14 protein-coding genes are annotated in these 17,214 nt (G+C 43.7%); 1 reads left to right on the top strand and 13 read right to left on the bottom strand.

Translation table 11 applies throughout. The annotated features are described in order from the left end of the window. Window positions 1–125: 125 nt before the first annotated feature. The 5 genes from rpoZ to IQ19_RS10840 all read right to left on the bottom strand — a co-directional run bounded on the left by rpoZ (window position 126) and on the right by IQ19_RS10840 (window position 5,074). Window positions 126–347: a DNA-directed RNA polymerase subunit omega gene (rpoZ, locus tag IQ19_RS10860; RefSeq protein WP_144542444.1), complete on the bottom strand. Its 222-nt coding sequence runs from the start codon at window positions 345–347 to the stop codon at window positions 126–128. A gap of 2 nt (window positions 348–349) precedes the next feature. Then, on the bottom strand, window positions 350–964 hold the full coding sequence (gene gmk / locus IQ19_RS10855) for a guanylate kinase (protein WP_144542443.1): 615 nt from the start codon (window positions 962–964) through the stop codon (window positions 350–352). Window positions 965–974: 10 nt separating this feature from the next. Further along, on the bottom strand, window positions 975–1,238 hold the full coding sequence (remA, locus tag IQ19_RS10850; RefSeq protein WP_026585597.1) for an extracellular matrix/biofilm regulator RemA: 264 nt from the start codon (window positions 1,236–1,238) through the stop codon (window positions 975–977). A gap of 60 nt (window positions 1,239–1,298) precedes the next feature. Further along, window positions 1,299–2,171, bottom strand: a complete 873-nt coding sequence (locus IQ19_RS10845; RefSeq protein ID WP_144542442.1) for a YicC/YloC family endoribonuclease — start codon at window positions 2,169–2,171, stop codon at window positions 1,299–1,301. Between the two features lie 224 nt (window positions 2,172–2,395). Continuing rightward, a complete protein-coding gene (locus IQ19_RS10840; protein ID WP_144542441.1) occupies window positions 2,396–5,074 on the bottom strand; it encodes a calcium-translocating P-type ATPase, SERCA-type in 2,679 nt (892 codons plus the stop codon). A gap of 577 nt (window positions 5,075–5,651) precedes the next feature. Between IQ19_RS10840 and IQ19_RS10835 the strand changes: the two genes are divergently transcribed. Beyond that, entirely contained in the window at window positions 5,652–7,364 is a 1,713-nt protein-coding gene (locus tag IQ19_RS10835) for an Rqc2 family fibronectin-binding protein (protein WP_144542440.1), read from the top strand. A 142-nt stretch (window positions 7,365–7,506) separates the two neighbouring features. On the opposite strand, the gene pyrE is transcribed toward IQ19_RS10835, so the two are convergent. The 8 genes from pyrE to IQ19_RS10795 are packed head-to-tail and all read right to left on the bottom strand — an operon-like array spanning window position 7,507 to window position 17,015. Further along, complete coding sequence (gene pyrE / locus IQ19_RS10830; protein WP_144542439.1) at window positions 7,507–8,139, bottom strand: orotate phosphoribosyltransferase; 633 nt, start codon at window positions 8,137–8,139, stop codon at window positions 7,507–7,509. Beyond that, window positions 8,129–8,848: an orotidine-5'-phosphate decarboxylase gene (gene pyrF, locus IQ19_RS10825; RefSeq protein WP_144542438.1), complete on the bottom strand. Its 720-nt coding sequence runs from the start codon at window positions 8,846–8,848 to the stop codon at window positions 8,129–8,131. Before pyrF ends, pyrE begins: the two co-directional genes overlap by 11 nt. Next, the gene (locus tag IQ19_RS10820) at window positions 8,820–9,761 is read right to left on the bottom strand and encodes a dihydroorotate dehydrogenase (protein ID WP_144542437.1); all 942 of its coding nucleotides are present in this window, start codon (window positions 9,759–9,761) and stop codon (window positions 8,820–8,822) included. The genes pyrF and IQ19_RS10820 overlap by 29 nt, the downstream gene beginning before the upstream one ends. Then, entirely contained in the window at window positions 9,758–10,537 is a 780-nt protein-coding gene (locus IQ19_RS10815; protein WP_144542436.1) for a dihydroorotate dehydrogenase electron transfer subunit, read from the bottom strand. Before IQ19_RS10815 ends, IQ19_RS10820 begins: the two co-directional genes overlap by 4 nt. Beyond that, window positions 10,534–13,746, bottom strand: coding sequence for a carbamoyl-phosphate synthase large subunit (carB, locus tag IQ19_RS10810; protein ID WP_144542435.1), 3,213 nt, complete (start codon window positions 13,744–13,746; stop codon window positions 10,534–10,536). The genes IQ19_RS10815 and carB overlap by 4 nt, the downstream gene beginning before the upstream one ends. After that, a complete protein-coding gene (locus IQ19_RS10805; RefSeq protein ID WP_144542434.1) occupies window positions 13,725–14,831 on the bottom strand; it encodes a carbamoyl phosphate synthase small subunit in 1,107 nt (368 codons plus the stop codon). Before IQ19_RS10805 ends, carB begins: the two co-directional genes overlap by 22 nt. After that, complete coding sequence (locus IQ19_RS10800) at window positions 14,828–16,114, bottom strand: dihydroorotase (protein ID WP_144542433.1); 1,287 nt, start codon at window positions 16,112–16,114, stop codon at window positions 14,828–14,830. Before IQ19_RS10800 ends, IQ19_RS10805 begins: the two co-directional genes overlap by 4 nt. Then, the gene (locus IQ19_RS10795) at window positions 16,077–17,015 is read right to left on the bottom strand and encodes an aspartate carbamoyltransferase catalytic subunit (protein ID WP_144542432.1); all 939 of its coding nucleotides are present in this window, start codon (window positions 17,013–17,015) and stop codon (window positions 16,077–16,079) included. Before IQ19_RS10795 ends, IQ19_RS10800 begins: the two co-directional genes overlap by 38 nt. Between the last annotated feature and the right edge of the window lie 199 nt (window positions 17,016–17,214).

The following is a 17,214-nucleotide window of genomic DNA, read 5'->3' as shown; positions in this document are numbered from 1 at the left end:
GATGCTCCCTGACCGCCCGCTGTTCGCTGAGCGCCTGTAGCGGAAATCAGCAGGCAAGTTTAACAGAACTATCATGAAAAGAAATAAAAATAACAACCTTTTTGAAAGGTTGTTATTCAGCGGTTTTACTCGTATGATTCATTAGCCTTTTTCTCGCCCAGACGGTAATGAAGCTGGTCTGCATGGATTTCTTCCAGGGCTTTGCCGACATTTTTATGTGATTTATAGCTTTCAAGCTGTGGCCTCGCGTTTAATTGCATCTTACGTGCACGTTTGGCAGCAACGGAAACAAGTGAATATTTGGAATCAATCTTAGTCATTAAAGAATCAATAGAAGGATAAAGCATCTTTATTCAGCCTCCAGCATCTTTTTATATTTCGGTTCTACACGTTCCCTGCGGCAGTGTTCAGCTACCACAATGGATTTAATTCTCTCGCAGGCAAGGTCGATTTGATCATTTTCCACCACATAATCGTAGAGGTTCATCATTTCAATTTCTTCTTTTGCCACACTCATGCGATTGTTAATAATATCTTCCGTTTCTGTCCCTCTAGTGACAATACGGTTTTTAAGCTCAGATAAGCTTGGAGGTACAAGGAAAATAAACAACCCCTCAGGAAATTTCTCACGGACCTGGCGGGCACCTTGAACTTCTATTTCCAGGAATACATCTTTGCCGCGGTCCAGAGTATCTCTTACATAATCTACCGGCGTACCGTAATAATTCCCTACAAACTCGGCATATTCAAGCAGTTTGTCCTGACGGATCAGTTCTTCAAATTCCTCACGGGTTTTGAAAAAATAATCAACCCCGTCTACTTCTCCCTCTCTTGGCGCTCTCGTTGTCATGGAAATAGAATACTCAAATGAGGTATCAGGCTGTGAAAATATTTCTTTTCTAACAGTTCCTTTTCCTACACCTGAGGGTCCGGATAGAACAATTAATAACCCTTTTTCTTTCATTTAAACAATCCTACCCTTCCTCAATAATTTCATCACGGTCGTTTAATCGGTGTGCGACAGTTTCCGGCTGGACCGCAGACAAAATGACATGGTCACTGTCCATTACGATAACAGCCCGGGTCCGTCTTCCGTATGTCGCATCTATTAAAGAGCCCCGGTCACGCGCGTCCTGAATAATCCGTTTGATTGGGGCAGATTCGGGACTAACTATAGATATTATCCGGTTGGCAGAAACGATATTGCCAAAGCCGATATTGATCAGTTTAATTGACATTTGGGTCCTCCAATCATCAGTTATTTATTTTGACCCCCAGAGCCGCAATCTAAACAACTGCTATTCAATATTTTGAATTTGTTCCTTCAATTTTTCCAATAGACTCTTTATTTCAACCACTTCTGCAGCTATCGCCGCATCATTCGCCTTGGAACCAATCGTATTGGCTTCCCTGTTCATCTCCTGCAATATGAAATCGAGCTTCCTTCCAACTGGTTCTGTAAGCTGAAGTGTTTTTTCAAATTGGCCAATATGGCTTTGCAGCCTTGTCAGTTCCTCATTAATATCCGCTTTATCAGCAAACACCGCAACCTCTGTTAATATCCGTGGCTCATCAATCTGGCCATCCAGATAATCCTTTATACGCTTTTCCAATCTTTCCTGGTATTGCTGAACTACTTTTGGAGAGAACTCGCGCAGCAGGTTTACTCTTTTGCTTAATAAACTGAGATGGCTTCGGACATCTTTTTCCAACTCAAGCCCCTCAGCTTGCCGCATCTGAGTTAAATGCAGGCATGCTTCCTCAGCTGCTGAAAGGACATGCTGGCTCAATTCCTCATTGCCAGCCTCCTTTTCCTCTATGCCAATTAGCTCTTCCCGAATAATGTCCTGGATAGAGAGATCATTTTGGATATTGTACTTTGTTTTAATTGCAGTTATGTATTGATAATATTCATCTAAAAGTTCCCAGTCAACATTTACTTTTCGGCTGGCCAAACCATCGCCTTCAATTGTGACATAAACTTCTATTCTTCCTCTTTTAATATGCTCACCAAGTTTTTTCTTAATTTTATCTTCCATGTGCATCAGCTGCCTGGGCATACGCATATGAAACTCGGAAAAACGATGGTTTACAGTCTTAATTTCGACAGTAATGGAAAATTGCCCGGAGTCTTTCTTGCTTCTGCCAAAGCCAGTCATACTTACAACCATTTTCTTACACTTCCTTTTGGGAAAAGCACAGCTTTTAAGAGGAGCTATCGTCTGAACAGTTCACCCTTCAAAAAAAGAACAACAGTCTAAGCTCACTTTGAAGACTGTGCAATCTATGGATAAAGATATAGTAATTTAATGGGGATTATAACTTGCAGTTATTTTTGCGCAAAAAAGAAAGGTAATAGAGTCCATCTCTACTACCTTAAGGATTATAACATATTTTATTTTGTTTTTCTTGCCAAAAATGTACCGGCCAGCAAAAATGTTGGAATAGCTGACAGTCCGGTGATCATAAACCAGTCGCGCAGTTCAATCGGAACCGTGTGGAAGATAGGCTGCAGCGGCGGATAGTATATAACAACGAGCACTAAAAGGAGGGATGAGATAACTGCCCACACCAAATACTTATTGCCGAAAGGATTCCTAGAAAATACCGATTTTTCACTTCGGCAATCGAACACATGGATCAGCTGTGCCATAACCAATGTGGCAAAAGCAACAGTCTGGGCATATGCCAGATGGTCTGGGTGTGCTTTATAGGCAAAAATAAACGCAAGCAATGTGACAAGGCCGATTAAAAATCCTCTCGATACAACCTTCCAGCCCAGCCCCCTGGAGAAAACTCCTTCCTTTGGGCTTCTCGGTTTTCGTTTCATCACATTCTCTTCCGGCTGGTCAAGGCCGAGCGCCATCGCCGGCAGGCCGTCGGTTACAAGGTTCACCCAGAGAATCTGGATTGGCACTAAAGGCAGCGGAAGTGCAAGCAGCATAGCGAAAAGCATAACCAAAATTTCACCCACATTTGAAGCAAGCAAATATCTGATAAACTTTCGGATGTTTTCATAAATATTTCTTCCTTCTTTTATGGCGGCTTTTATCGTAGCAAAATTGTCATCAAGGAGAACGAGGGCAGATGCCTCTTTAGCCACGTCTGTTCCGGTAATGCCCATCGAGATGCCGATATCTGCCGCTTTTATCGCAGGGGCATCATTGACTCCGTCCCCGGTCATGGCAACAATATGGCCTCTATTTTGAAGCGCCTTAACAATCTTTAGCTTATGCTCCGGTGATACCCTTGCAAAAACGGCCACATCTTCAACCACATTTTCAAGGTCTTCGACCGACATCTCGGCAAGGTCTTTCCCTTGCAGAACTTTGGATCCCTTTGTTAAAATGCCTAACTGCTTGGCAATTGCCTGGGCTGTAATGACATGGTCGCCAGTAATCATCACCGTTTTAATGCCGGCTTCCTTGCATTCCTTGACAGCTTCCCTGACTTCAGGCCTTGGAGGATCAATCATTCCCTGCAGGCCAATAAAGGTAAGCCCCTGTTCTGCTTCTTTTTCGTCAAGAATGACGTTTTTTGAAGGAATTTCTTTATAGCCAATCGCAATCGTTCTTAAAGCCTGGGAAGCAAGGTCTTCAATGGCTCCCTGGATTTTGACTGTTAGCTCCCTGGATAATATCTGGCGTTTTCCCTCCCAAAGAACCGCTTCACTCTTGCCGGCCAAAACATCAGGCGCACCTTTAGTCACGATAAATTGCCTGCCATTATGGTCCTTAACGACAACACTCATCATTTTCCGGGCAGAATCAAAGGGAAACTCATTAATGATCCGGAACTGATTTAACAAACTGCTCCGGTTATAGCCCGCTTTCATAGCAGCTACAAGCAATGCCCCTTCAGTCGGATCCCCATCAATTACAAATTCATTATTTTTCTGCTGTATTTCTGCATGGTTGCAAAGCATCCCAAACATGAGCATCTGCTGAAGAGCCTTATCATTTTTAGGTTCAATTTGATTATCATTGCGGTAAAATTGCCCTTGCGGCTCATAGCCGATTCCATCTACTCTCCACTCTTTCCCGCCGCTCCAGAGATGGGTAACAGTCATCTTGTTTTGTGTCATCGTTCCCGTTTTATCTGAGCAGATTACAGAAGCACACCCAAGTGTTTCGACTGCAGGAAGTTTGCGGACGATCGCCTTTTTCTTTATCATCCTCTGGACACCAAGTGACAGGGCTACTGTAACGATGGCCGGAAGCCCTTCTGGAATGGCAGCAACAGCCAGTGATACACCCGCAAGGAACATTGTATATAACTCCTGGCCTTGCGCCACCCCAGCTGCTACAACTAGCACTGTTAATAAAATCGCGGCAGTAATCAGAATTTTGCCGAGCTGTTCCAGCCTGCGCTGCAAAGGAGTAACCATTGTTTCCGCATTTTGCAGCAGGTCAGCAATCTGGCCCATTGCTGTATTCATTCCTGTACCTACTACAACACCCAATCCATTGCCCCGGGTCACCATCGTACCCATAAAAGCCATATTTTCCATATCGCCTATTGCCAGATTGGCAGTTGTTAAAGAGCCGGTCGTTTTCTGGACAGGCAGAGATTCACCTGTTAAAGCGGACTCCTCAATTTCCAGGCTATTCGACTCTACTATTCTCACATCTGCCCCAATTCTGTCACCCGTAGCAAATTTCAGAAGATCACCGACTACAACTTCTTTCGAAGGGATCTTCTTCCACTGGCCATCCCTAAGCGCAATTACTTGGGGAGCTGATAATTCCTTAAGTGCATGAAGCGATCTTTCAGCTTTCCTCTCCTGGAAAAAACCTAAAAACCCATTTATGACCACAATTGCAATAATTGCTATCGCATCAATATATTCACCAAGAAGTCCTGAAATCAAGGTAGCGGCTAATAAGACAAGGACCATGAAATCTTTAAATTGACTAAAAAATAAGAGCAAAGCCGACTGCTTTTCTCCCTCTTTTAACTCGTTATAGCCATATTGTTTGCGCCGTTTCTTTACATCATCTTCCGTTAAGCCCGCCTTAATATCTGTATTTAAGGCTTGCTCGACCTCTCTTTCATTCATTTCATGGAACTTCATCCGGACATCACACTTCCTCCTTTGTGGTTTGAGAAAAGCGGAGAGCGTCTTGGGACACTGGAACTAATCGAATTCTTGCTTGCTAAAATCAAGCATCCAACCTTTCCAGCAGCGCTCACAGCTAGACATTAAAGAGAATCCGCCAGGCGGCGGACCGTCCTGCTTCTTTTGCTAAATTCAAGTGAAGCAGAGTTGTCCAATCTCACTCTAAAGAAAGCTTATTCTGCCCCGTCCAAAAAAATGCTATTATTAATTAGAAAAGTGGAATCGGTTTGTCTATTAAGGGATTAATTGCTAAGATCGCTTTTTTGTACAGAATAACTAGCATATCTTCCCTTTAGTTTGGGTTATCGTCGTTAATCGGCGGGATTAACGCCCGCATACACTTTTCAAAGCTTTCGACCGTTAACCAGCTGGTAAAAATCGTCAGAGATCTTAAACAGACCAAAATAGAATCGGGCCTTTAGACTTGATTTTTATCATTTTAATGAAAGAATAATTCTATAACTTTAAATAAAAATGTCAGAGCAGCTAATCAATATCAAAAGCTATTTTTAATAGAAGAGGATGTTCCAATATGTCATTTGATGGTTTATTTACAAGAGCTATGACCAAAGAGCTTATCAATACTTTAAAAGGCGGAAGAGTCAATAAGATTCAGCAGCCATATAAAAATGAAATCATTGTGGTTGTGCGGGCGAACGGCAAAAACCACAAACTTTTGCTGTCCGCCCATCCAAGCTATGCCAGAGTACAGCTTACGAATGAAGCGCACGAAAATCCTTCCGAACCTCCAATGTTCTGCATGCTTTTAAGGAAGCATTTAGAGGGATATATACTTGAAGATGTCCATCAAATTGAATTGGACCGGATTATTGTATTTGAAGTCAAAGGAAGAAATGAGATTGGCGATACTTCCTATAAGCAGTTAATCGTAGAAATCATGGGCCGGCACAGCAACATCACACTGGTGGATAAAACTCGTAACATTATCCTGGACAGCATCAAGCATGTTTCGTTTGCGGTCAATAGCCATCGAGCAATTTTGCCGGGCCAGGAGTATATTCTTCCGCCTTCACAGGACAAACATAATCCGTTTGAGGCAGATGAACAGGAAATATTGCGGAAAATTGATTTTAACAGCGGGAAAATTGATAAACAGCTGGTCGCCAATTTTGCAGGAGTTTCTCCGCTTTTTGCGAAGGAAGTTATTCATCATTCAGGCCTCGCCAATCGGACAACCGTTCCAAAAAGCTTTTTGCATTTTATTAACCTGGTGAAAAACCATTCCATACAACCGGCTATCACAGCCGGAGAGCAAAAAGAAAGCTTTTATTTATTTCCGCTCGCGCATTTAAAAGGCAAAAGCAGAGAGTTCAATTCACTCAGTGAAATGCTTGACCGCTACTATTTTGGAAAAGCGGAAAGAGACCGGGTCAAACAGCAATCAAATGACCTGGAGCGCTTCATTGTGAATGAAAAAGAAAAAAATGAAAAGAAAATCGAAAAGCTGAAAAGAACATTGAAGGAAGCTGAAAATGCCGATAGGCATCAATTATTCGGCGAACTGATTACGGCTAATATTTACGCGATCCAAAAAGGAATGAAAGAAGTTGAAGTCATCAATTATTACGATGAAGATGGCGGAACCGTTGTTATTCCATTGGATCCTCGTAAGTCACCATCCGAGAATGCACAAAAATACTTTACAAGATATCAAAAGGCGAAGAACGCCATTATTGTTGTAAGAGAGCAAATTAAAAAAGCTGAAGAAGAAGCAGCCTACTTCGATTCTCTCCTGCAGCAGGTGGAAACTGCTTCAACAAGAGATATTGCCGAAATTAGAGAAGAGCTTGTTGAGGGCGGTTATATAAGAGAAAGACAAAAGCGCGGCAGCAAGAAACAGCAAAACCTGAAGCCAAATCTCGATCGTTACATCGCCACAGACGGCACAGAAATATTGGTTGGAAAAAATAATAAGCAAAATGATTATTTAACCAACAAGGTGGCAGCGCGGGATGAAATTTGGCTGCATACAAAGGATATTCCGGGGTCACATGTTGTTATCCGCAGCAAGGAGCCAGACGAGAAAACCATACTTGAAGCAGCTTCCCTTGCGGCTTATTTCAGCAAAGCCCGCAATTCAAGCTCAGTTCCGGTTGACTTTACCCAGGTAAGGCATGTGAAGAAACCGAGCGGCGCTAAGCCGGGATTCGTGATTTATGACCATCAGCAGACGGTTTATGTTACACCGGATGAAGAGACCGTACTGTCATTAAAACAAAATTAAATAATTAAAAGAAAAAAGCAAGCGAAGATGCTTGCTTTTTTCTTATGAAAATTAATTTTTCAAAAACGAGATATCGATTTTTTATGAACAACAAACCTATTTAAGCCAATCCGTAATTCATAACCATTTTACACAAAACAGGTTATTGTTTAACCTTCCCCCACTCAGCAGGATCTTTTCGCCACTCCATCAATTTCTCCATATCCTCTTCCTGAATATAGCCCTTTTCGATTGCTACTTCTGTTAGAGCTTCGATATCTGTCAAAGTGATTGCCTCAATATTCTCTTCAGCAAGCATTTCTTTGCCTTTTTCAAGCTGGTATGTAAAGATTGCTGCCACACCCAATACTTCACAGCCTGCTTCTCTAAGCGCCTTGACTGCAGTTATTGCGCTTCCCCCAGTTGAAATCAGGTCCTCTACAACGACTACCTTCTGTCCTGCTTCAGCTTTTCCTTCAATTTGTTTGCCTTTGCCATGCCCTTTTGCCTTGGAGCGGACATAGCACATAGGGAGATCCATCAAGTCACTTGTCCAGGCTGCATGCGGAATGCCAGCTGTGGCCGTTCCAGCGATGAGCTCGGCACCAGGAAACTTCTCATTAATGATTTCCTGAAGGCCCGCAGCAATTTCTTTCCTCACAGAAGGGTAGGATAGGGTCAAACGATTATCGCAATAAATTGGGGCACGCAGCCCTGATGACCATGTAAATGGATCGTTTGGCTTTAATGCAACGGCTTTGATGTCCAGTAATCTTTCTGCTATTTTACGCTTCATTGAGTACACCCTCCCATGATTGCTTGCATTGTATATATTTCTCAAATGGATTCTCCGATTTGGTAATTGAGCGTCCTACCACAATGGCTGATGCCCCTTCCGCTCTTGCGAACTTCGGAGTCGCCACACGCTTTTGATCGCCTGCATCATCTGTTAACAACCGGATACCCGGTGTAACTGTTAAAAAGGATTCTCCTAAACGGGCGCTGATCTCCCTTGCTTCTAAACTTGAACATACAACACCATCAAGCCCTGCCTCTTTGGCCAGACTGGCATAATGCAGAACCGATTCATTCAGTGTGACAGGTATTAATTGCTCTGAATTCATTTGCTGCTCCGAAGTGCTTGTAAGCTGTGTAACTGCAATACAGAAGGGCCTTTTACCTGAGCCGCGGCCTGCTTCTAAGCCTTCCAGAGCAGCTTCCATCATGGCTTTTCCACCGGCCGCATGAACATTGACCATATCGCAGCCTAGTCCTGCAAGGCCTTTCATCGCACTCTTTACTGTATTCGGAATGTCATGGAGTTTAAGATCCAGGAAAATCTCATGCCCTTTTTCTTTTAATTCGTAAACAATGGATGGCCCCTCCTGAAAAAATAACTCCATCCCAACTTTCAAAAATAGTTTCTCATTCTCAAAGTGTGTAAGAAAACGATTTACCTCATCTTTTCCAGCAAAATCAAGAGCAATAATAAGCGGCTTTTTCATGTTTCTTCCAGCTCCTTCCTGTACACTCTGAAATATGTTCATACCCGAGACTCTTTAAAAGTTCAGGCAGTTCATCAATAATCTTCGGGCAGATAAACGGGTCTATGAAATTCGCTGTACCGACTGCCACTGCGCTTGCTCCTGCATAATAGTACTCTATTACATCCTCGGCAGATTCGATTCCGCCCATTCCGATAATCGGAAGGGAAACCTGCTGGCTGACTTCATAAATCATTCTTAGTGCAACCGGCTTTATCGCAGGCCCGGAAAGGCCGCCTGTTTTATTTGCTAAAATTGGATTGCCTGTTTTAAGGTCCAGTCTCATGCCAATTAGCGTGTTGATCATCGTTAATCCATCTGCGCCGCCATTCTCAACCGCTTTTGCCATTTCTACTATATTTGTGACATTCGGAGAAAGCTTTACATATACGGGAACTTCTGAAACTTCTTTTACTTTTTTTGTTAAGTTCTTGGCTGTCTCTGGAATCGTTCCAAAGGCAATTCCGCCTGTTTTGACGTTCGGGCAGGAGATGTTGAGTTCAAGTGCATGCACATTCTTGGCAGCTGAAATTCTTTTTGCCACAGCAACATAATCTTCTTCCTGTGAACCGGCTACATTAGCTATGATAGGTACATCAAATTGTTCAAGCCACGCTAACTCTTCATTTACAACTTTTTCCAATCCGGGATTTTGCAGCCCGATCGCGTTCAACATACCTGCTGAAGTTTCTGCAACTCTTGGGGTTGGATTTCCAAATCGAGGCTCAGAAGTTGTCGCTTTAATCATAATCGCTCCCAGCTTACTCAAATCGTAGAGCTGGCTAAATTCTCTACCGAATCCAAAACAACCTGATGCCGGCATAATTGGATTTTTTAAATCAAGCCCTGGAAGGCTAATATTTAATGAGCTCATAGGACAACCTCCCCTGCTTTAAATACTGGACCGTCACTGCAAACCTTTTTATAGCTGTATCCTTCAGGATCATCCCCGGTATGGCAGACACATGCAAAGCATGCGCCGATTCCGCAGCCCATCCGTTCTTCAAGTGACAGATACACCTTTTTATGTCGATACTGACTTTCCAGCGCCTTCAGCATTGGTGTCGGGCCGCAGGAATAAAGAATATCGAAATCCAGTTTTAATTCATCTATTACATTCGTTACAAAGCCCTTTGTCCCGAGGCTGCCATCGGCTGTAGCAATATAGGTTTCTCCGAGCTTCGAAAATTTTTCTTCATAAAAGACAGCACTTTCTGTTTGAAAGCCTAGTATATGAACTACCTTTACGCCCTGCTTAACAAGCTGCTTGGACAACTCATAAAGCGGTGGTACACCAATCCCTCCGCCAACTAGAAGGGCAGTATCCCCTTGTTTTACTTCGTGGACAGGAAAACCATTTCCTAAAGGGCCCAATACATCGACAGTATCACCAGCTTTTTTTTCTGAAAGCTTAACCGTGCCCCTGCCTTCAGCCCTGTAAATCATCTTAAAGTGGCTCAAGCCAGGAGCGATTTCAGCAATGCTGATCGGCCTTCTAAGCATGGGATCATAGCCCTCTGATACTTTTAAATGGACGAATTGGCCTGGCTCGGTCATTTCATGAACAAGCTCACCTTGAAGGGTGAGCTCGTAAATGTTATTTGCAATTTTATTTTGAGCGATAACTGTGCATAATTCCTGCTTGATCAAGATAAAACCGCCTCCCGAATTTGTTCTGGCTTATCCATCGCATCCGCGGAGAAATTCATAGATTCAATCACTCGAAGGATTGCTTCAGCCGTATCCAGTGAAGTTAAGCATGGCACGCCATTTTCAACAGATTCACGGCGGATTCGGAAGCCGTCCCGGGCTGGCTGTTTCCCTTTTGTTAAAGTATTTATGACAAACTGCGCTTCGCCATTTCTAATTACATCCAGAAGGTTTTGCCCTTCAGAGCCGATTTTTCCGGTCACTTTAACAGGTATTCCGGCAGATTGAAGGAATAGAGCCGTTCCGCTTGTCGCCATCAGTCTGTAGCCGATGGACACAAACCGTTTCGCAAGCTGCAGGGCTTCATCTTTATCTTTGTCTGCCACTGTCATAAGCACGGTTCCGAATGGCTGGATTTTCATGCCGGAAGCAACAAGGCCTTTATAAAGGGCTTTTTCTAGCGTTGTGTCTTTCCCCATAACTTCCCCGGTTGATTTCATTTCCGGCCCTAAAGTGATGTCCACTCTTCTTAGCTTGGCAAAGGAGAAGACCGGAACCTTTACAAATACGCCGCTTCTTTCAGGAAGAAGGCCTGATCCGTATCCCTGTTGAGCTAATGACTGGCCTAAAATAACCTTGGTAGCTATTTTGGCCATTGGTACATTTGTAATTTTGCTTAAGAAAGGCACCGTCCGGCTTGAGCGCGGATTAACTTCAAGCACATATACCTCCCCTTTAGCGATTACGTACTGGATATTAAGAAGGCCGATAATTCCCAGCCCTTTAGCCATCTTTTGTGTGTACTCAACCAGCTTTTCTTTGATTCCCTCTGTTAGGTTTTGCGGCGGATAGACCGCGATCGAATCTCCAGAGTGGACGCCGGCCCTTTCAATATGCTCCATAATGCCCGGAATGAGAACATTCTCGCCATCAGAAATCGCATCCACTTCAATTTCTTTTCCGGTCAGATAACGATCTATTAATACCGGATGCTCTGGATTAACTTTAACCGCATTTTCCATATAATGAAGCAGCTCTTCTTCTTTGTAAACTATCTCCATGGCTCTTCCGCCAAGTACATAAGATGGACGAACCACCACAGGATAGCCGATTTCACTTGCTATTGTGACAGCCTGTTCCACTGATAAAGCTGTCTTTCCTTTTGGCATTGGAATATCCAATCCAGTAAGAGCATGCTCGAATTTATCGCGGTCTTCTGCGCGGTCAAGGTTCTCAAGGGAAGTTCCGAGAATTTTCACGCCTCTTTCTACCAGCTTTGCAGCCAGGTTGATGGCTGTCTGTCCGCCAAACTGTACAACTACTCCTTCAGGCTGCTCCAAATCAATAATATGCATGACATCTTCAATCGTCAGCGGTTCAAAGTAGAGCTTATCGGAAATACTGAAGTCTGTTGAAACAGTTTCAGGATTATTATTTATAATGATTGCTTCGTAGCCTGCTTCCTTAATCGCCCATACCGCGTGAACTGTTGAGTAATCGAATTCTACCCCCTGGCCAATCCGGATTGGACCTGATCCCAGGACAACAACGCTCTTGCGGTTTGTTACTATTGATTCGTTTTCTTCTTCGTAAGTTCCATAGAAATAAGGCGTTTCTGATTCAAACTCTGCTGCGCATGTATCTACCATTTTATAAACCGGCATAATAGCGTTAGACTTTCTCCAGCTGTATACTTCCATTTCGCTCGTTTTCCAGAGCTTGGCTACAACCGAATCGGCAAATCCCATTTCTTTTGCCATTTTTCCTTTTTCCTGGTCAAATGGATTTTCTGCTAACACACGCTCAAAGTCTATTATTTTATTTATCTTGTGCAGGAAGAACAAGTCAATCTTGCTCCACTCATGGATCGCATCAATGGTTACTCCCCTGCGAATGGCTTCTCCTATATAAAACAGGCGCTCGTCTCCTGCTTTTCTTATCCGTTTCTCAATCAATTCATCTGAAATCAATTCAGCATCTTTCAGTTCAATATGGTGGATATTTGCCTCAAGTGACCGGACTGCTTTTAAAAGGGATTCTTCCAGCGTACGTCCAATCGCCATTACTTCTCCCGTTGCCTTCATCTGTGTTCCAAGCGATCGGTTGGCAGATTCAAATTTATCGAACGGCCAGCGCGGTATTTTTGAAACGATATAATCCAGAGCAGGTTCGAAGCAGGCATATGTTTTTCCTGTAACAGGGTTCATCATTTCGTCAAGTGTCAGACCTACTGCAATCTTCGCTGCAAGTTTCGCGATCGGATAACCTGTAGCTTTTGATGCAAGCGCAGAGGAACGGCTGACACGAGGATTTACTTCAATGATGTAGTAATTGAAGCTGTATGGATCCAACGCGAGCTGAACATTGCAGCCTCCCTCAATCTCTAGTGCGCGAATAATTTTTAGTGAAGTGTTTCTTAGCAACTGGTACTCGCGGTCACTGAGAGTCTGGCTTGGAGCCACAACAATCGAATCGCCTGTATGAATCCCAACCGGATCAAAGTTTTCCATATTACAGACAACAATCGCATTGTCATTGGAATCTCTCATTACTTCATATTCGATTTCCTTGAAGCCTGCAATGCTCTTTTCAAGCAAGCACTGGGTAACAGGGCTGTTCTTCAAGCCGCTTGCCACAATTTCAATTAATTCTTCTTCGTCATGGCAGATTCCCCCGCCTGTTCCTCCGAGAGTGAAAGCAGGGCGTACAATTACCGGATATCCGATTCTATTTACAAATCCGAATGCTTCATCCAGGTTATGGATAATTTCACTTTCAGGTACAGGCTCGCCAAGCTCATTCATTAAACTGCGGAAAAGATCTCGGTCTTCCGCTTTTTGAATGGCAGATAATTTTGTTCCAAGAATCTCAACACCGCATTCCTCCAAAACACCAGATTCAGCCAGCTCTACAGCCAGATTCAAGCCAGTTTGGCCACCCAGTGTCGGAACAAGGGCATCCGGACGCTCTTTCCGGATGATACGGCTGACAAATTCGAGCGTTAGCGGTTCTATGTACACCGCGTCAGCAATTTCCGTATCTGTCATAATCGTTGCCGGGTTTGAATTGACAAGGATCACACGATAGCCTTCTTCTTTCAGGGCGATGCAGGCCTGTGTGCCCGCATAGTCAAATTCCGCCGCCTGGCCGATCACAATGGGTCCTGATCCGATTACTAAAATACTTTTTATATCTGTACGCTTTGGCATGCTGCAGCACCTTCCTCTTTTTGTGTTTCAATCATTTGCAGGAATTGTTCAAATAACCCGTTTGCATCTTCCGGTCCTGGTGAAGCTTCCGGGTGGTATTGTACGGTAAAAGCTGGTACTTCTTTATGTTTCAACCCTTCGATCGTTCCATCATTTAACGCAATATGTGTAATTTCAAGCGGTGTGCCCGCAATCGAATTTTCTTCAACTGAATAACCATGGTTCTGAGAAGTTAAAGCTACTTTTCCTGTAAGCAGATCTTTTACTGGATGATTTGAGCCCCGGTGGCCAAATTTCATTTTTTCTGTATTGGCACCGCATGCCAGTGCAAAAAGCTGATGGCCCAGGCAAATCCCGAAAATAGGCACATTTCCTAATAGCTCCTTAATCATTGTGATGGCTTCCGGCACATCTTTCGGGTCTCCAGGTCCATTGGACAGCATGACACCGTCAGGGCTCAAGCTGAGAATTTCTTTAGCTGAAGTATTGTAAGGAACAACAATCACATCACAATCCCGCTTATTTAGTTCCCTTAAAATACCGTGCTTCATTCCAAAATCTACGAGGACAACCCTGCTGCCGCGCCCTGGGCTTGGATAAGGTGTCTTAGTAGAAACCTGCTTTACCTGGTCGTTGCGCAGCTTTGTTGCACGCAATTTTTCAATGATCGCTTCAGGGTTTTCATTAATGCTGCAGATTGCCCCTTTCAGTGTCCCATACCGACGGATGATTCTTGTTAATTTTCTTGTATCAATTCCGGCAATACCCGGAATATTCTTCATCCTGAAATATTCGTCCAATGACTGCTCATTTCTCCAGTTGGAAGGATACTCGCTTGCTTCTTTTACAATGAACCCTGAAATCGCCGGAGAAATGGATTCAAAATCATCCCGATTGATTCCGTAGTTTCCGATTAATGGATAGGTAAGAGTAACAATTTGCCCGCAGTAGGAAGGGTCTGACAAGATTTCCTGATACCCTGTCATCCCTGTATTGAATACAACCTCTCCGATTGAATTCACGTCACTCCCAAACCCTTTTCCGATAAAAATAGTTCCATCTTCCAGAATCAGCTGTTTTTTCATGCTTTTACACTCCCTCTGTTCCAGGCAATTTTTCCGTTAACCATTGTCAATACTGGCCAGCCTTTACAATCCCATCCTGAGAATGGCGTATTTTTTCCTTTTGATAAAAACTTTTCAGGATTAATTTTTTCCTGATGGTTCAAGTCCAGAAGAACCAAATCAGCCTCTGCTCCAGTTTCTATTCTTCCTGACTGAAGGCTGAATGCCTCTGCAGGTTTTACTGTTAAATAATCAATCAGTTGCTTTAGTGTAAAAATTTCTTTCTCTACAAAATGGGTGTAAAGCAGCGGAAAGGCTGTTTCCAAGCCGACAATTCCGAAAGGAGCCAGCACCATGCCCTCGCCTTTTTCTTCTGCTGTATGGGGAGCGTGGTCGGTTGCGATAAAATCAATCGTGCCATCCAGCAGCCCCTCGATTAAGGCGTCTCTGTCATCTGCACCTCTTAACGGCGGGTTCATTTTAAAGTTTGGATCCAGACCTGGAATGTCTTCATCACAAAGCAGGAGGTGATGCGGGGTTACTTCCGCAGTTACCTTGATCCCCGCGCGCTTTGCATCTCTTACCACTCTTACAGATTCCTTCGTGCTGATGTGGCAAACATGATAATGGCAGCCGGCTGCTTCTGCAAGCAGGACATCCCTTGCAATTTGTACAGACTCACAGACAGAAGGAATACCGTTCAGCCCATGCTCTTTAGCAAAAACTCCATCATGTACAGAACCTTTGTTAATGAGGGTATTTTCTTCACAGTGGGCGACAATCGGCATATTGACTTCTGCTGCTTGCTTCATTGCGTCAAGCATCATTGCTGCTGACTGAACTCCCACTCCATCGTCTGTAAAGGCAAATCCTCCAGCTTCTTTTAGCGCTTTAAAATCTGTTAGTTCCTGGCCAAGCTCCCGAATGGTTATGGAGGCATATGGAAGTACCCGTACGGCAGCTTTCTCTTCAATGCGCTTATTCAGCTTATCCATTTGTTCCTTTGTATCAGGAACCGGCCTTGTATTCGGCATCGCCGCAACAGTTGTAAAACCGCCTTTGGCTGCAGCCTTAGTCCCTGTTTCAATCGTTTCCTTCTTTTCTCCACCCGGCTCGCGCAAGTGTATATGCAGGTCTATAAAGCCCGGAGAAACAAGCAGGCCTTCTGCATCAATAATTTCCTGTGCTTCTCTTTCAATATTCGTGCCAATTTCGGCGATCTTTCCTGATTCTATGTAAATATCAGCTTTTTGGAATTCCCCTTTATTAGTAAGCAACTGGCCATTTTTGATTAATGTTGACATAATTAGCTCCCCCTTCAATTTGTTCAATGGATCTTTTCAAAACTGCCATCCGGATGAATACTCCATTTTGCATCTGTTTGAAAATCCTAGAACGCTCGCATTCTACCAAACTATCTGCAATCTCTACGCCTCGATTTACCGGGGCAGGATGCATGATAATGCTTTTCGGCTTCATTTTTTTCTCACGTTCTTCTGTTAATCCGTAAGCAAGGTGATACTCTTCAGCAGTACGGTTTGCTTTCGACTCGTGCCGTTCATGCTGGATTCTTAAAAGCATTACGACATCAGAGGTTTCGATGGCTGTGTCTATATCTTCATACACGCCATTTCCAAGCATTTCTTCATCAAACCATTCTTTAGGGCCTGAGAAAACAACTTTTGCTCCAAGCCGGACAAGTGCATCCGCATTGGATCTAGCCACCCGGCTATGTGAAATATCTCCAATAATTGCCACTTTTAATCCTTCAAAAGATCCGAATTCCTGCTTGATTGTCAGTAAATCAAGTAATGACTGTGTAGGATGGTGTCCGCATCCGTCCCCGGCATTCAGAATGGAAACCCCGCCTTTGCCTGTCAGTTCATCAAAATATCGATCCTTGCTATGGCGGATGACAACTGCATGCACACCAATCGCTTCAAGTGTTTTGACCGTATCGTATAAGGATTCACCCTTTGAAACACTTGAAGTGCTTACTTCAAAAGGGATAATATCCAGTCCAAGCCGTCTTTCTGCTACTTCAAAGCTGCATTTAGTTCTCGTACTATTTTCAAAAAAGAGGTTGGCGACAAAAACCTTGTTTTCAGGTGTCCATGTTCCGCCATTTAAAAAGTACTGTGCGTCACCCAGAATGTTGTAAATTTCTTCTATCTCCAGATCTGAGGTAGTAAGCAAATGTTTCATATTTTCCCTCCTCTTTTATTTAAAGGCTTTTCAATAAGGCTCTTTGAAACTTGGGTGTTGATTTCCGCTGCAGGCACTCGCTTTCCGCGGGCTTCCGGGAGCCTCCTCGGCGTTCTACGCCTGGGAGGTCTCCCTTGGGTACGCTTTTCCCGCAGGACTTTGAATAAGCTTCTCCGAATGAGCACCGCACGAAGGAAAT

This window comes from Cytobacillus oceanisediminis (assembly GCF_007830235.1).
GTDB lineage: Bacteria > Bacillota > Bacilli > Bacillales > Cytobacillaceae > Cytobacillus > Cytobacillus oceanisediminis.
This window is presented reverse-complemented; position numbering and strand designations above follow the sequence as displayed.

Excerpts from the sequence above, each read along its gene's own strand:
- remA (WP_026585597.1), bottom strand. The coding sequence starts at position 1,238 with ATGTCAATTAAACTGATCAATATCGGCTTTGGCAATATCGTTTCTGCC.
- gmk (WP_144542443.1), bottom strand. The coding sequence starts at position 964 with ATGAAAGAAAAAGGGTTATTAATTGTTCTATCCGGACCCTCAGGTGTA.
- IQ19_RS10820 (WP_144542437.1), bottom strand. The coding sequence starts at position 9,761 with ATGAGCTCATTAAATATTAGCCTTCCAGGGCTTGATTTAAAAAATCCA.
- IQ19_RS10845 (WP_144542442.1), bottom strand. The coding sequence starts at position 2,171 with ATGGTTGTAAGTATGACTGGCTTTGGCAGAAGCAAGAAAGACTCCGGG.
- pyrE (WP_144542439.1), bottom strand. The coding sequence starts at position 8,139 with ATGAAGCGTAAAATAGCAGAAAGATTACTGGACATCAAAGCCGTTGCA.
- carB (WP_144542435.1), bottom strand. The coding sequence starts at position 13,746 with ATGCCAAAGCGTACAGATATAAAAAGTATTTTAGTAATCGGATCAGGA.
- IQ19_RS10835 (WP_144542440.1), top strand. The coding sequence starts at position 5,652 with ATGTCATTTGATGGTTTATTTACAAGAGCTATGACCAAAGAGCTTATC.
- IQ19_RS10795 (WP_144542432.1), bottom strand. The coding sequence starts at position 17,015 with ATGAAACATTTGCTTACTACCTCAGATCTGGAGATAGAAGAAATTTAC.
- pyrF (WP_144542438.1), bottom strand. The coding sequence starts at position 8,848 with ATGAAAAAGCCGCTTATTATTGCTCTTGATTTTGCTGGAAAAGATGAG.
- IQ19_RS10840 (WP_144542441.1), bottom strand. The coding sequence starts at position 5,074 with ATGAAGTTCCATGAAATGAATGAAAGAGAGGTCGAGCAAGCCTTAAAT.
- rpoZ (WP_144542444.1), bottom strand. The coding sequence starts at position 347 with ATGCTTTATCCTTCTATTGATTCTTTAATGACTAAGATTGATTCCAAA.
- IQ19_RS10800 (WP_144542433.1), bottom strand. The coding sequence starts at position 16,114 with ATGTCAACATTAATCAAAAATGGCCAGTTGCTTACTAATAAAGGGGAA.
- IQ19_RS10805 (WP_144542434.1), bottom strand. The coding sequence starts at position 14,831 with ATGAAAAAACAGCTGATTCTGGAAGATGGAACTATTTTTATCGGAAAA.